Annotated in this window: 17 protein-coding genes; 11 read left to right on the top strand and 6 right to left on the bottom strand. The window is 70.1% G+C overall.

The features are described 5' to 3' along the window. Positions 1-15 precede the first annotated feature (15 nt). From QFW96_RS03660 to QFW96_RS03630, 7 genes are all read left to right on the top strand, one after another. Positions 16-387, top strand: coding sequence for a DUF742 domain-containing protein (locus tag QFW96_RS03660; RefSeq protein WP_281454072.1), 372 nt, complete (start codon positions 16-18; stop codon positions 385-387). Beyond that, on the top strand, positions 368-979 hold the full coding sequence (locus QFW96_RS03655) for a GTP-binding protein (RefSeq protein ID WP_281454071.1): 612 nt from the start codon (positions 368-370) through the stop codon (positions 977-979). Before QFW96_RS03660 ends, QFW96_RS03655 begins: the two co-directional genes overlap by 20 nt. 147 nt (positions 980-1126) lie before the next feature. Next, on the top strand, positions 1127-2824 hold the full coding sequence (locus tag QFW96_RS03650; protein WP_281454070.1) for a hypothetical protein: 1698 nt from the start codon (positions 1127-1129) through the stop codon (positions 2822-2824). Positions 2825-2888: 64 nt separating this feature from the next. Beyond that, positions 2889-3575, top strand: coding sequence for a Crp/Fnr family transcriptional regulator (locus QFW96_RS03645; RefSeq protein WP_281454069.1), 687 nt, complete (start codon positions 2889-2891; stop codon positions 3573-3575). A gap of 28 nt (positions 3576-3603) precedes the next feature. After that, positions 3604-4644 carry an AAA family ATPase gene (locus tag QFW96_RS03640; protein WP_281454068.1) on the top strand — a complete coding sequence of 347 codons (1041 nt, stop codon included), beginning with the start codon at positions 3604-3606 and terminating at the stop codon, positions 4642-4644. Then, the gene (locus QFW96_RS03635) at positions 4644-5585 is read left to right on the top strand and encodes a DUF58 domain-containing protein (protein ID WP_281454067.1); all 942 of its coding nucleotides are present in this window, start codon (positions 4644-4646) and stop codon (positions 5583-5585) included. The genes QFW96_RS03640 and QFW96_RS03635 overlap by 1 nt, the downstream gene beginning before the upstream one ends. Continuing rightward, complete coding sequence (locus QFW96_RS03630; RefSeq protein ID WP_281454066.1) at positions 5582-6511, top strand: VWA domain-containing protein; 930 nt, start codon at positions 5582-5584, stop codon at positions 6509-6511. The genes QFW96_RS03635 and QFW96_RS03630 overlap by 4 nt, the downstream gene beginning before the upstream one ends. Positions 6512-6523: 12 nt before the next feature. Here the strand turns inward: QFW96_RS03630 and QFW96_RS03625 are convergent, their stop codons facing one another. Beyond that, positions 6524-6832, bottom strand: coding sequence for an anti-sigma factor family protein (locus QFW96_RS03625; protein WP_281454065.1), 309 nt, complete (start codon positions 6830-6832; stop codon positions 6524-6526). A gap of 247 nt (positions 6833-7079) precedes the next feature. Between QFW96_RS03625 and QFW96_RS03620 the strand changes: the two genes are divergently transcribed. Beyond that, on the top strand, positions 7080-7640 hold the full coding sequence (locus QFW96_RS03620) for an RNA polymerase sigma factor (RefSeq protein ID WP_281454064.1): 561 nt from the start codon (positions 7080-7082) through the stop codon (positions 7638-7640). 1 nt (position 7641) lies between these two features. On the opposite strand, the gene QFW96_RS03615 is transcribed toward QFW96_RS03620, so the two are convergent. The 3 genes from QFW96_RS03615 to QFW96_RS03605 form a co-directional block, all read right to left on the bottom strand. Beyond that, a complete protein-coding gene (locus QFW96_RS03615; protein WP_281454063.1) occupies positions 7642-8562 on the bottom strand; it encodes a S1C family serine protease in 921 nt (306 codons plus the stop codon). A gap of 282 nt (positions 8563-8844) precedes the next feature. Further along, entirely contained in the window at positions 8845-9312 is a 468-nt protein-coding gene (locus QFW96_RS03610; protein WP_281454062.1) for a carboxymuconolactone decarboxylase family protein, read from the bottom strand. A gap of 64 nt (positions 9313-9376) precedes the next feature. Beyond that, the gene (locus QFW96_RS03605) at positions 9377-10018 is read right to left on the bottom strand and encodes a TetR/AcrR family transcriptional regulator (RefSeq protein WP_281454061.1); all 642 of its coding nucleotides are present in this window, start codon (positions 10016-10018) and stop codon (positions 9377-9379) included. A gap of 103 nt (positions 10019-10121) precedes the next feature. Between QFW96_RS03605 and QFW96_RS03600 the strand changes: the two genes are divergently transcribed. Both QFW96_RS03600 and QFW96_RS03595 read left to right on the top strand, forming a co-directional pair. Then, complete coding sequence (locus QFW96_RS03600) at positions 10122-10700, top strand: VOC family protein (protein WP_281454060.1); 579 nt, start codon at positions 10122-10124, stop codon at positions 10698-10700. Beyond that, positions 10684-11322: a carboxymuconolactone decarboxylase family protein gene (locus QFW96_RS03595; RefSeq protein WP_281454059.1), complete on the top strand. Its 639-nt coding sequence runs from the start codon at positions 10684-10686 to the stop codon at positions 11320-11322. The genes QFW96_RS03600 and QFW96_RS03595 overlap by 17 nt, the downstream gene beginning before the upstream one ends. On the opposite strand, the gene QFW96_RS03590 is transcribed toward QFW96_RS03595, so the two are convergent. Beyond that, the gene (locus QFW96_RS03590; protein ID WP_281454058.1) at positions 11309-12637 is read right to left on the bottom strand and encodes an oxygenase MpaB family protein; all 1329 of its coding nucleotides are present in this window, start codon (positions 12635-12637) and stop codon (positions 11309-11311) included. The two genes, QFW96_RS03595 and QFW96_RS03590, sit on opposite strands and share 14 nt — an antisense overlap. Before the next feature lie 64 nt (positions 12638-12701). Here QFW96_RS03590 and QFW96_RS03585 point away from each other — a divergent pair, with 64 nt between their 5' ends. Beyond that, entirely contained in the window at positions 12702-13295 is a 594-nt protein-coding gene (locus QFW96_RS03585; protein WP_281454057.1) for a TetR/AcrR family transcriptional regulator, read from the top strand. 37 nt (positions 13296-13332) lie between these two features. Here QFW96_RS03585 and QFW96_RS03580 read toward each other — a convergent pair whose 3' ends face one another. Then, on the bottom strand, positions 13333-14583 hold the full coding sequence (locus QFW96_RS03580) for an SLC13 family permease (RefSeq protein ID WP_281454056.1): 1251 nt from the start codon (positions 14581-14583) through the stop codon (positions 13333-13335). Positions 14584-14607 lie beyond the last annotated feature (24 nt).

Raw genomic sequence — 14607 nt, 5'->3', positions numbered from 1 at the left:
GGCGGGAGCCGCATCGTGAACGCACCGGATCACTGGTTCGACGACGAGGCGGGCCCGATGGTGCGGCTGTTCGCGCTCACCCAGGGTCGCGCGAAACCCCAGCACACCAGCCTGGACGTCATCGCCCTCGTCGCCGCCCGCACCACACCCGAGCACGACTTGACGCTCACCCCCGAGCAGGCCGGGATCCTCGACCTGTGCCGGGGGCACCCGACGCCGGTCGCCGAGATCTCGGCCCGCTCGGACCTCCCGCTGAGCGTCGTCCGCGTCCTGCTCGCCGACCTCGTCGAAGCCGGGCACATCCGGGTCGAGCGCCCGACCCCGGCTCGCGAGCTGCCGAGCGAGAACATCCTCCAGGAGGTAATCGATGGTCTCCGCGCGCTCTGACGGCCCGATGGCGCTCAAGATCCTCATCGCGGGCGGTTTCGGAGTCGGCAAGACCACGATGGTCGGCACCGTCAGCGAGATCCAGCCGCTGCGCACCGAGGAACGGCTCACCGAGGCCGGGGCCCAGGTGGACCGCACCGACGGGGTGGAGCAGAAAACCACCACCACCGTGGCGATGGACTTCGGCAAGATCACACTGCGAGACCGCTTCGCGCTCTACCTGTTCGGGACTCCCGGCCAGGACCGGTTCTGGTTCTTCTGGGACGACATCGCCCAAGGTGCGCTCGGCGCCGTGGTTCTCGCCGACACCCGCCGGTTGCGCGACTGCTTCGCCGCCGTCGACTACTTCGAGCGGCGCGAGATCCCGTTCATCGTGGCGGTCAACCACTTCGACGGCTCGCGCCACTACGACATCAGCACCGTGGCGAACGCCCTGGACCTGGATCCGGGAATTCCCGTCGTGCTCTGCGACGTTCGGGAAAAGAATTCAGCCAAGGAGGTCCTGATCTCCCTCGTCGAGCACGCGAGCCAGACCTACGCTCAGCGCCGCCCCGAACCCGCCACCTACGTCGGACCGGCGGGACAGCGCTGAGTTTCCCGGGGTGGGGGAAGTTTTCATGAAAACTTCCCCCACCCCAAACCTTCGCCACTTGGTCTGATTGCGGACAATTCGAAAGGTTCTCCTCCCGGTCGGCGTTCCCCGTGTACGGATTCGCATGACATGCGGGAGGAGACCGTGATGTCCAACAGCAACCGAGCGCGCAGTGAGAGAACGCGCCGCACGGCCGCGATCATCGCCGCCGCAGGCGCGAGCGGCGTGCTGATCGCGATGGGTGGCACCGGAGTACTCGCTCAGGGACCGCCTCCACCGCCTCCGGCTCCGCCCGCTCCCCCGAGCCCCGCTCCCCCGAGCCCGCCGCCGCTCGAAGAGCAACCACCCGGCGGCCAGGCACCCGGCCAGAACGAGGGCAGGGGCGACCAGAAGCTGGGCGGCATCGACACCGGCATGACGGTGGAATCGGCCGACCCGGTGAGCGTCGATCTCGACGACAACGCGCCGGAGAAGGTCGAGTACCGGTTCGCCGAGCCGGTCAGCGACGTGGGCGACCCGTCGTCCTTCCAGCTGTCCGGCTTCAACACCAACGCCTCGGTCAAGGCGCAGACCGCCAAGATCAAGGAGGGTGATACCCGGACGGTTCTCACCGAGTACGCGCCTGGCACGGACGTCAATGCATACACCGTGGCGATCACCGATTCGCAAGCGGTGCAGAACGAGAGCGGACGCACCAACCTGCCCAACACCGTCGAGCTCCAAGGAAACCAGCAGAACCGTGTCAGCGGCACGGACGCTCCGCGGCTCACCGACAGGTCGCACAAGGACGACACCCTCGACCAGGTGACCTACGTCTTCGACCGCAAGCTCAAGGAGGACGGCGGAGCCGACGCCTCCAAGTTCGGGCTGTACACCAAGGACGGCCGGGCGATCACCGGTCAGTCCATCGTCACCACCAACGACGAGACGATCACCGTCCAGTTCGACTCCCAGGTCGAAGACGGCGTGAAGCAGTTCGCCAAGGCCGATGCCGTCTCCGACACCCGGGGCGTGAAGAACGCGCCGAGCGCCGTCGGCGACGACACCACCGGACCGAACCTGTCGTCCACCAGCGGGCTCATCGGCAAGACGCAGTTCGACTACACCTTCGACGAGCCCGTCACCGCCAAGGACGCCGAGAAGTTCGTCATCTACACCGCTGACGGCAAGGCGATCCACGGCGACAGCGTGGTGCAGCCCTCGCCCGAGACCATCCGGGTCGCCTACCCGGAGATCCAGGACTACGGCGACCAGATCAGCCTGGCCGCGGTGGACGAGGATGCAGCGGAGTCCTCGGACGGTTCGGCCACCCCGAACGCGGTGGGCGACCAGAGCGTCGGCGGCGACAGGTCCGGCAGCCTGACCTCCGGCCCGGATCTCACCGGTGCCTCGGTCGATTCCGAGACCGGGCAGGTCCGGCTCGACTTCGACGAGCCGATCGACGACAGCAAGACCTACGACAAGGCGGGCTTCCAGCTGGTCACCACGGCCGGCGACCGGATCGACGCCAAGGACGTCGTCGAGATCGACGGCAGCAGCGTCCTGGTCAGCTTCAACCGGGCCTCCGCCGAGGCCGCGAGCTCCGTGACCGTCAACAACAACGCCGTCCAGGACGAGCAGGGCAACGGCAACCTGCTGGCCAACAAGGCGCTGGGAGAGGGCAACGGCCAGCCCAGCGGTCAGCTCAACGACCAGAACCAGTCGAACCTCAACGACAACCGGTCGGATCTCAACAACAACAACGACAACAACCGGTCGGATCTCAACGACAACCAGTCCGACAACAACAACCAGGACCGCCAGGACGACCTCGACAACGGCAGCTCCAACAACGGTCCCAACTGAGTACCCACCCGGTGCGCCTCGCCCCACGGCGAGGCGCACCGCTTCCAGCGGAGGAGGTGCACCGATGCCGGAGACACCGTCGCGCGCCGCGGGTGACCCACTGACCGGGACGCGCTCGTTCATCGACCAGCAGCTGCGCACCTCGCTCCGCGTGCTCGCACCCCACCTGCCGCGCCACAGCCTCGCTCCCGGCGACCGGATCTTCGCCGTGGGGACGCAGGTGCGGGCCGTATCCCTCATCGAGCGCGGTCTCATCGCACTGCGCAGCCCGGGCTCGGCGACGCTGATGCTGCTGCGCGACAGCGGGATCGTCGGCGACGTCGAGGTGATGACCGAGACCCGCGCCGAGAAGGACGCCACCGCGCTGCTGCACACCGACATCATCCGCGTGCCCGGCGACGAGTTCCGCTGGCTGATCCAGCGCTACCCCGAGTTCGCCCTGCGGTGGACCGACGCGATGGCGTGCCGGACGGCCTCCTACGAGCGCCGGCTGCTGGACCTGCTGGCCGGTGACCTGCGGGCGCAGATCTCGTCGCTGCTGCTGCACGAGTTCGCCGATAGCGACGTCACCCGGCTGACCCACCAGATGATCGCCGAGCTGCTCGGCGTGCAGCGCAGCAGCGTCAGCCGCGTCGTCGGCCAACTCGCCCAGCACGACATCGTCGACAACGGCTACGCGCACATGCAACTGCTCGACCGCGCCGCGCTGGCCCGCGCCGCGCTCGGCTACTCCACCGGGCACCACACCTGATCGCCCCAAACAGGCGGGAGTTCGACCCATGAACGACAACACGGCGTGGAACCTGGGTGAGGAGTCGGAAATCCTCCGCCACCGCGAGGGGGAGGTGATGCGCGGCCTGCTCTGGGAGCTCAAGAAGGTCATCGTCGGTCACGAGCAGGAGACCGAGGAGATCGTGGTGTGCCTGCTCGCCGGTGGGCACTGCCTGCTCGAAGGGCTGCCCGGCGTCGCCAAGACGCTGACCATCAAGACCCTCGCGGCCGCGGTCGACGTGAACTTCACGCGCATCCAGTTCACCCCCGACCTCGTCCCCTCCGACATCGTCGGCACCCGCATCTACCGGGCCTCCCGCGAGGAGTTCGACATCGAGCTCGGTCCCGTGTTCACCAACTTCGTGCTCGCCGACGAGATCAACCGGGCACCGGCGAAGGTGCAGTCGGCGATGCTGGAGGTGATGGCCGAGCGCCAGGTCAGCATCGGCGGGCAGACGTGGGCGATGCCGCGCCCGTTCCTGGTGATGGCCACGCAGAACCCGATCGAGACCGAGGGCGTGTACCCGCTGCCCGAGGCGCAGCGGGACCGGTTCCTGGTCAAGATCCTCATCAACTACCCGCAGGCCGGGGACGAGCTGGAGATCGTGCGGCGGATGAGCGCCGGCGCGCCGAAACCGCAGCAGGTCCTCGACGCCGAGCGCCTCGCCGCCCTGCAGGACTCCGCCGCCCAGGTCTACGTCGACCCGCTGGTGATGGAGTACGCGGTGGCGCTGGTGATGTCGACCCGCACACCCGGTGAGCTCGGATTCTCCGACGTGGCACCGTATCTCGCGGTCGGCGCGAGCCCGCGCGCGAGCCTCGGGCTCATCGCCGCGGCGCGCGCGTTCGCCCTCATCCACGGCCGGGGCTACGCCGTGCCCGAGGACGTCCACCACGTCGCTCCGTCGGTGCTGCGGCACCGGCTGGTGCTGACCTACGAGGCCCTGGCCGACGGGGTCACCGCCGACGACATCGTCGGCAAGGTGCTCGATCGCGTGCACCAGCCGCGACCGGCCAAGGCCCGCTCCGCGCTGCGGGGGCGGTCCTGATGCGCGCCCACCACGACCAGCCGGCGACCCGACGGGTCCTGGCGCAGCTGGAGCTCCTGGTCAACCAGCGGTTGGCCGGTGCCGTGCACGGCGACTACCAGGGCTTGTTCCCCGGACCGGGCAACGAGGCCGGGGAGGGGCGGTTGTACGTGCCGGGCGACGACGTCCGGTTGATCGACTGGAACCTCACCGCCCGCACCACCCACACCCACGTGCGCGACCCGATCCGGGACCACGAGCTCGACGTGTGGCTGGTCGTCGACCTGTCGGCGAGCCAGTCGTTCGGCACCCGGGGCGGGGAGAAGCGCGAGCTCGCGCTGTTCGGCGCCGCGGCGTTCGGGTTCGCCGCCGCGTGGCTCGCCAACCGGATCGGCGCGGTGCTCGTCGTCGACGACGGCACCGAGGTGTGGCCGCTGCGGTCGGGCAAGATCCACCTGCAGGCGGCGCTGCACCGCATCGCGCAGCTCAACACCCGCGACGCCCGGCCCGATCCGCCGGCCGGGCGCACGGATCTGCGGCCCGCCCTGACCCAGGTCGCGACGGTGGCGCCGCGGCGCGGCTTCATCGCTGTCCTCTCCGACTTCCTCGTCGAACCCGGCTGGTACAACGAGCTGCACCGGCTCTGCCAACGGCACACGGTGGTGGCGGTGGAGCTCGTCGACCCGCTGGAGATGCGCCTGCCCGCGGTGGGATCGCTGGTGGTCGAAGACCCGGAGACGGGTGAGCGGCTGACCGTCGACACCCTCGACCGGGGGCTGCGCGAGCGGTACGAGGAGGCGGCCCGGCAGCAGCGCGAGGGCATCGCCCGAGTCCTGGGCAACGCCGGTGCCGAGCACCTGCGGCTGCGCACCGACGAGGACTGGATCGGCCAGCTGGTGCGGTTCTTCCAGCTCCGGCGGCACCGGCAATTCGGCTATCGGCGGTCATCATGGGTGGCTTGAGCTTCGCGACACCGGCCTGGTTGTGGCTGCTCGTGCTCGTCGCGGCGCTGGCGGCGGGCTACGTCCTGGCCCAGCGCAGGCGGATGCGCTACACCGTCACGCTGACCAACCTGGACCTGCTGAACTCGGTGATGCCGCGTCGCCCGGCCTGGCGCAGGCACCTCCCGCCCGCGCTGCTGCTGCTCGCCGCGCTGATCATGGTGCTGGGGCTGGCCGGGCCGACCGTGCGGATGCCCGACCCCTCCCGCAGCAGCGTGGTCGTGCTGGCGGTGGACGTCTCGCCGTCGATGATGGCCCGCGACGTGCCGCCGAGCCGGACCGACGCGATGAAGACCGCCGTGCGCGACTTCCTGGACTCGGTCCCGTCCGACACCCAGGTCGGGCTGGTCAGCTTCGCGGCCTCCGCCAACGTGGACGTGCCGCCCACCGAGAACCACCAGGCGGTGACCGACGCGCTCAACGGGCTGCGGTTCCAGTCCAACACCTCGCTCAGCCAGGCGGTGCTGACCTCGCTCAACACGCTGCGCGCCACGGGCGGCAGCGCCGCGGGGATCATCGTGCTCTCCGACGGTCTGAGCAACACAGGCCCGCCGCCGGAGGCCGCGATCGACGCCGCCCGCGCGGCCCACGTCCCGATCTCGACGATCGCCGTCGGCACCCCGACGGGCAGCGTCCAGCTCGCCCAAGGACAGGTGAACGTGCCGCTGGACACCCGCGAGCTGGAGCGCCTGGCGCGCGACACCGGCGGGCTCACCTTCACCGCCGCCACCGAGCAGGACCTGCAGGCCATCTACAGCAACATCGGCGAGAACGTGTCGCGGCCGATCGTGCCGGTGGACATCAGCAACTGGTTCTTCCTGTCCGCGCTCGTGGCCCTGGTCGCGGCCGGCGCGCTGTCGGTGCTGTGGTTCGCCAGAATGCCGTGATGTCGGTAATTTTCAGTAGCGGTGGTGCAGTCCGGCGACGAACTGCCGCAGCCGCGACACCGCCGCGCGGTCGGGTGCGCTCCTGCGATCGGCGAGCGTGCCCTTGATGTCGCGGTAGACCTGCAGTTCCAGGCCGCACGCCCGGCACGCGTCGAGGTGGAGCTCGAACGCCTCGGCCTCGTCGGGTTCGAGGTTCCCGTCGAGGTAGGGCTGCAGCAGGGAAAGCGCCTCGGAGCACTGCCTTCTGCGCTCGTGCTCGGCGCGCTGCGCCCACTTCTGGGACCGCTGGTTGCGTCGCAGGGGCTCGAACCACGTTCTCACCGCACACCACCTCTCGGGCAGGCCACCGCACGTGGGTGCAGACCCTCCCAGTCTACACGGGGTTTCACCACGCGCTCCGGGTTTCGCGCACCGGCACCCCCTCCGACTTTCCGGGGCATGACTTTCTGCCCTGTGCCCTTCGCCGGATACCCGCGATGCTGCTTGGTGAACCGGATCGCAACCCAGAAGAACACGACCGGCACCGGGCGGGAGCCCGCTCTTCCGCGCAGAAGGGGGTGTCGAGACCGTGGACAAGGCCGACACTTTCTCCGTGGTCGAGAAGCAGCAGCGGTTCGATCACTACATCGTCCCGGAGATCCCGCTGCTGCTGCGGGTGGCGCGGTCGCTCACCGACCAGCCCGCCGATGCCGAGGACCTCGCGCAGGAGACCCTCCTGCGGGCCTACCGGGGCATCACCGCCTTCGACGGCTACTTCCCGCGCGCGTGGCTGCTGCGCATCCTGCACAACACGCACATCAGCAGGATTCGCCGCCGCACCCCGCTGCTCATGTTCGCCTCCGCGGAGCGCGACGACGACCTCCGCGATCTCGACCCGCACGGGTCACCGGAGAACGTCGTGGTGGACGACGCCTTCGACGACGCCGTCGAGCAGGCGCTGGGCGCGCTGCGCCAGCCGAACCGCAAGGTCGTCGACCTCGTCGACATCGAGGGCCTGTCCTACGCCGAGGCCGCGCTCGCGCTCGACGTCCCGATCGGGACGGTCGTCAGCCGGCTGCACCGCGCCCGCAAGCAGATCCGCGAGCACCTCGCCGATCACGGGGTGCGCCCGCGCGGGCACGAGGGGTGACTCAGCGCGCGGGACCGTCGACGAGCCCGCGCGCCTGGTCGATCGGGACGGTGAAGCCGAGACCGGCTGCTTCGGAGCCGCCCTTGCCGCTGGCGACGGCGGTGTTGATCCCGACGACCTCGCCGTCCATGTTGACCAGCGGACCACCGGAGTTGCCGGGGTTGATCGCCGCGTCGGTCTGAATGGCATCACCCAGTCCGGGGCCTTCGCCGGTCGGGACGCTGCGGTGCAGCGCGCTGACGATGCCGCTGGTGACGGTGCCGGACAGTCCCAGCGGCGAGCCGATCGCGATGACCTGCTGGCCGACCTCGACGTCGGAACCGTAGGCGAGCTTCGCGGGCGTCAGGTCCCGCACGCCATCGGCCTGGACGACCGCCAGATCGCGTCCGGCGTCCTGCTGCAGGACGCGCGCCTGCGCCTTCCGGCCGTCGTTGAACGTCACGGTCACGGGCGCGCCGCCCGACTTGGCCACCACGTGGTTGTTGGTGAGGATTCGCCCGCCCTCGTCGAGGACGACACCGCTGCCGGTGCTCCGCCCCTCCGGTCCGTTCAGCTCCAGCGACACGACGCTGGGCTGCACCGCCGCCGCGGTCGCCTGCGGGGAGGCTGCGGGCTGCGCGACGTGGGAGACGAGCCCGTAGGTGGCGGCGGCCGTGGCCCCGCTGCTCAGCAGGGCGGCGCCGAGGACCACGGCGGTCATGCCGCGCTTCTTGGCGGAGGGGCGCAGCAGCTTCTCGACCCCGCGCAGCGTGGGACGCGGGGCGGAGTGCTCGGGTGCCGCTGCGATCTTCTGCTCGGGTTCGCGCTCGCGCTCGGGTTCGCGTTCGGGGGCACCCCACGGGTTGTAGCTGAAGGGGTGGTCGTTGCGCGGACGCTCGTACTGGGCCGGGGTGTACGGAGTGTGAGTCGGTGCTTGCGACATGACCCTGAGTCTCCGCATCGCACCCCGTGATCGCCAGACTCCACTACGTACCGTGCATCACTCCACGCCTGGACAGGGGCGAAATACCCGAAATCCGCCCCCTGTTCAGGTGAAGATCATCCGGCTTGCAGATCCGCTTCCCAGCTCACCGTTCGCGAAACACCTGATTCCGGCGGTGCATCCGGGTCAGGAGTGGCGAAAGTGACGCCTCCCCAACGTGACCCACGAACAACCCCGCATGACGGGCATTTCCCAACACGGTACCCACCACGTCCGACTTCGTCAGGAGTTCGCGCTGCGTCGGCGGACCGGGTGGCCGGAGAGGATCGAGACGCGGTTGAACGCGTTGATCGTGATCGCGGCCCAGGTGATCACCGAGACCTCGTCGTCCGACAGGACCGCGCGGACCTGATCGCTGGTGTCCTGGCCGGGCCGCTGCGCGGCGACCAGCGTCACGGCCTCGGCGAGCTCCAGAGCAGCCTGCTCCTTGTCGGTGAACAGCTCGGTCTCGCGCCAGGCCGGCAGCACCCCCAGCCGCTCCGGGGTGTCACCCGCCTCCAGGGCGAGGCGGGTGTGCCGGTCGAGGCAGAACGCGCAGCCGTTGAGCTGGGACGCGCGGATGTTGACCAGTTCCAGCAGCACCCGGTCCAGGCCGATCTCACGCGCGCGCGATCGGATCTCCGTCGCCGTCGCCGACAGCGCCTTGAACGCCGAGGGCGTCTGCTTGTCGAGGAAGATCCGGTCCGCCATCGGTCACTCCGCTCCGCTCACGCAGCTCGCTCGGCGCGATCTCGCGCCGAACCGTCGCCGCAAGCTACCCGACGGCACCTCCCCCGGTCTCGGACGGGAGACCGAGGGCACGGTGGGTGAGCAGGTCGAGGGTGTCCAGGAGGCGCTCGGTGCCGGTCGGGTCGTCGCCCTGGACGATCCCGAGGTACAGCGAGTGGTCGATCATGGCCGCCAGGGCCCGGGCGGTGAGCTCCGGGTCCAGGTCGCCGGGGATCGAGCCGTCCCGCTGCCAGCGGCGCAGCGCGCGGGCCGTGCGGGTGATCGACTGGGCGCGGTGCTTGCGCCGCAGCTCCTGGAACTCCTCGTCGAGCGTGGCGACCTGCTCGACGATGGCCATCATCCGCGCGTTGCGCAGGTAGGCCTCGTAGTAGGCGCGGTTGGCCCGCCGGATCCGCGCCGCCGGGGACCGGCCCGCGGGCAGCGCGCGCCGGTCGGTCATCTCCGCGAACAACCGGTCCGCCAGCTCCAGGAAGACCGCCTGCTTGGACGGGAAGTAGGTGTAGAACGAGCCGTAGGCGACTCCGGCGCGCTCGGCGATGTGGGCGATCCGGGTGTCCGGGAAACCCCGCTCCTCGAACACCTCCCGGGCCGCGGCCAGCAGCTTCTCGCGGGTCCGGGCACCGCGCTCGGTCAGCGGCTGGACGGGTGAATCCTCGCTGCTGGACACGATTTTCCCCTCCCCTCGAACCTTGACAAGCCGGAGCGGACCGGCTCACGATCACAGGGTCTGAAAAGTTGATATGACTGTCAAGTCAACAACGGAGGCGTCCATGCCGACGACCAATCCGGAGTTCGAGCTCGGTGGCATCAACCACCTGGCGCTCGTCTCGTCCGACATGCAGCGCACCATCGACTTCTACAGCGGCGTGCTCGGCATGCCGCTGATCAAGACCATCGACCTGCCCGGCGGCTCCGGCCAGCACTTCTTCTTCGACTGCGGCGGCGGGGACTGCGTGGCGTTCTTCTGGTTCCCGGACGCTCCCGACGCCGCCCCCGGCATCTCGGCACCGGCCTCGCGCCCCGGCGAGGGCGAGCTGCTCAGCGCCGTCGGGTCGATGAACCACGTGGCCTTCCACGTGCCGGCCGCGAAGTTCGAGGAGTACCGGGATCGGTTGCGGGACAAGGGCGTTGAGGTCAGCCCGATCCTGAACCACGACGACAGCCCGTCGACGGTGGCCCGCGAGATGCACGACGGCGTCTTCGTGCGGTCGTTCTACTTCCAGGACCCGGACGGCGTCTTGCTCGAATTCGCCTGCTGGACCAGGCGGTTCACCGACGCCGACGTCTCGCACGCGCCCAAGACCGCCGCCGACCGGACGGTGGTGGAGCACCATGCCGCGCCTGCGTGAGGTTCCGCGCGCCGAGGTCACCGATGAGCGGATCCTGTTCTTCTACGACCGGCTCTTCGGCCCCGACCGGGACCCGGCCGTCGAGCACGGCACGGCGACCGGCTCGCCCGGTGACTGGTGGACGGTGTTCGCCCAGTCCCCCGAGGTGTTCCGGCACGCGGTGCGGGGCTTCGCGCTCTACCGGGAGTCCGCGCTGGACCCGGTGCTGCGCGAGCTCGGGCAGTGCCGGGCGGGCTGGGCGCGCGGGAGCCGCTTCGTGTTCTCCCAGCACTGCAAGCAGATGCGGGCCCTGGGCGTGGCCGAGGACAAGATCGCCGCGCTGCCGTCCTGGCAGGTCGCCGACTGCTACTCGCCGGTGGAAAGCGCCGTGCTGGCCTACACCGACGCGCTGGTGCTCGACGGCGGCCGCGTCCCGGACGCGGTGTTCGACCTGCTGCGGGAGCACCTCACCGAGCCGGAGATCCTGCAGCTGACCTACATCACCTGCATGTACGAGATGCACGCGACGATCGCCAAGGCGCTGCGGCTGGAGTTCGACGACCGCCCCGAACCCGTCACCGAGGTCGCGGCACCGGACGGGTACGGGACGAGGGACGTCGCCGCCGACCTCACCGGGTCGTGACCTCCCGGCGGCGGTAGGTGGCGGCGTGGGTCGTGTACTCGGCGTTGCCGTACTCGGCGAGGCGCTGCTTGACGACCCGGGTGGTGTAGCCGTCGGCGATCCGGCGCAGCAGCGGCTGCTCGGCGGCGATCGCCATCGTCACGAACCGACCCAGCACGAACGGGGCCGTGGTGGCCACGCAGGCGGCGTCGAGCAGTCCGAAGGGGACGTTCATCTGCTCGGCCCGCTTGCGGTTGCCACCGCAGATCCCGAGGAAGAACGCCCGGCTCCAGCTGCGCTCCACCGTCTCGGCCGCCTGGTCCAGCAACGACTTCCCGGGGCGGAGATCGGCGGCCATCGTGGACCGGACCAGCTCACCGCAGGTGGCGTCGTCGAACCCGCGGCGCAGGGTGGCCGCGCGGGCGTGGAAGACCTCGACGATGCCGGAGGCCGTGGTGGGCAGCAGCTCCTCGGGCAGCCCCAGCAGGAAGCAGCGGTAGCGGCTGACCTCCAGCATCGCCCGCTCGCGCGCGGTGAACTCGGTGCGCCCGGCACCGGTGGCCATCATCGCGGCCAGGTACATGTTGATCAGCCCGGCGGGCATCTGGTCGGCCTGCGGCACCGGCACCCCGTAGACCGCGGGGTCCCAGCCCTCGGGGCTGCTCAGCGCGTTGCAGCGCACCACCGAGTGCATCAGCCGCACCATCGCCGCGGCCTCGAAGCCCTCGCCGTAGCGGTCCAGCGCGCCGGGCAGGGTGGTGACGGTGAAGAAGTTGGCGGTCTCGTTGACCCGCCGGGCCGCGCGGCGACCGGTCAGCGCGCCGGTGAGCGCCATCGGCAGCGCGGCGTAGGTGTTGATGAAGGTCGCCAGGAACGCGCCCCGGGTGATGTAGGGCGACAGGAACGCGGCTCCGATGCGCAGCTGGCGCGCGCCTTCCTCGACCAGGTCCATGTCGAGCCAGTCGGGGGTGTCCTCCATCGCGGCGACGAGCGCCCGGAGTTCCTCGGGCGCGTCGGGCACGGTGTCCACACCGGACCGGCAGGCCTGCTGCAGCATCCGGATCAGGGGGTTCACGCCGCGTTCCCGGGACAGGGCGGCGTAGGCGTCGGCCACGACGTCGCCGAGCATCGTGGTGGTGCGGATGAGCTCCACGGCGGGCTCGTCGGCGAGGATGGTCTCGCGATCGCCCACCCAGCCGGGGAGGTCGGACTTCACCTGCGGGTCGGTGGTGAACCGGTGCGGGGTGCTGTCGAAGTCGATCGATCCGTAGAGATCCGGGAGCCGTTCCCGCTGCGCGCGGGCTCTTTCGGCGAGTTCAGGGTAGTGGAGCGCCATCGGTGACACCTCAACTTTCAACCTGTTATTTAGAGGTTGACGGGTGTCGGTTAGAGTGTCAAGGGTGACCGGCTCCCCCAACGCGCGCAGGCGGATGAGCGCGGTCGACCGCCGCGAGCAGATCCTCGACGTGACCCACGAGATCGTGGACGCCGACGGCTTCCACGCGGCGACCCCGAACCGCATCGCCGAGGCCGCCGGCATCACCCGCCCGGTGCTCTACCAGCTCTTCGGCGACCTGCCGGGCCTGTTCGTCGCGCTCGTCGACCGCGAGTCCGAGCGGGCGAGCGCCCAGTTCGCCCGCGCCACCGCGCACCAGGTCGACGAGGACCGGTTGATCAGCACCTTCTGCGGGATGCTCGACGCCGTCGACGAGCACCCGGCGACCTGGCGTCTGTTCCTGTTCCCGCCGCAGGGCGCGCCCCCGCAGCTGCACCGGCGCCTGGCCGAGTCCGAGGAGCTCGTGCTGCGCTTCCTGCAGCAGGAGATCGAGAAGGCGGTGCCCGGCATCCCCGATCCCGAGTACACCGCGCGGATGGTGCACGCCTCCGGCCGGGAGCTGCTGCAGCGCCGCCTGGTCGATCCCTCCCGCGCCACGACCGACCGGCTCATCGCCCTGGTCCGCCACGTCCGGACGTGGGTGCTACCCGCGCGCTGATGCCGGCCGCGCGTGCGCGACCGGCATCAGCGGCGGTTCACAGCGAGGCGGGCAGGACCAGGAAGCCCCACGCCAGCACCGGCCCGATGCCGACGATTCCCGCCGTGTAGCCGATGATCCGCTTGTAGAAGCGCTCCCGGTCAACGCCGCGCGCGTTGCTGAGCACCAGCGCTCCGTTGGTGGAGAACGGCGAGGTGTCCACGATGGTCGTCGAGATGGCCAGCGCGGCCACCAGCCCCACCGCGCTGAGGTGGCTGGCCAGCAGCAGCGGCACCGCGATCGGGATGATGGCGGTCAGGATCGCCGTCGACGAGGCGAACGCCGACACCACAGCGACGACCAGGCACAGCAGCAGCGCCACGAACAGCGGGGCGCCCATCCCGGCCGCACCGTGCGAGATCGTCTCGATCGTGCCCGCCTTCTCCAGGATCTCCACGTAGGTCACCATGCCCGCGACAAGCAGGATCGTGTGCCAGCTGATGCCCTCGACGGCCTTCGACTGGTTCTTCATGTCCACCAGGGCGAGCACCGCACCGGCCGCGAGCGCGAGGAACCCGATCTCCATGTGGAAGCCCAACGCCCCGATCACCAGCGCCGCCAGGGCCACCAGGGTCAGGCCCTGCCGCCACGTCACTCGCGCGGCGCCGGCCTCCTCGACCTCCTCGGTGATCTGCTCGGGCGCGGCCTCCGGGCTGGAGCGGCGCAGCATCAGGAACGTCAGCGCCGAGAGCAGGGCGTTGAAGGCGAAGCTGGCCAGGAACAGCGCGAGCGGCGACACCGCCAGCGGCGTGCTGTCGACCATGCCGAGCACGAGCGCGCCCGACACGGCGATCGGCGAGAACGCACCGGCGTGGGCGCCGCTGATGACCATCATGCCGACCATGAGCTGGCTGATGCCGTAGCGGTAGGCGAAGCTCATGCCGACCGGCACCAGCAGCGCCACCGCGGCCGGGGTGAACGTGCCGAAGGCGGTGAGCACCGCCGCGACACCGAACAGCACCCAGGGCACCAGTGCGGCCTTGCCGCGCACCAGCCTGATCCCGACCCGCACCAGCAGGTCGATCGTGCCGTTGCGCTGCGCCACCGAGAAGAGGTAGGTGACGCCGACGATGGTGACGAACAGCGAGACGGGGAATCCCTCGAAGATCTCGTCCTCGCTCAGCCCGAGGGAGGCGGTGCCGACGACGAACGCGCCGATGAAGGCGAGGATCCCGATGTTGATGGGTAAGAGGGTCGCGACGACGAACATCACGCCGAGCGCGCCGATGGAGATCAGCTCAGGAGACATCATTGTCCTTGGGGGATGGGAATC

Origin of the sequence: Saccharopolyspora ipomoeae, from assembly GCF_029952525.1 — a bacterium.
In the GTDB taxonomy this organism is placed as follows: domain Bacteria; phylum Actinomycetota; class Actinomycetes; order Mycobacteriales; family Pseudonocardiaceae; genus Saccharopolyspora; species Saccharopolyspora ipomoeae.
Note: the sequence above shows the minus strand (reverse complement) of the source record. Positions and strands in the feature narration are given on the sequence as shown.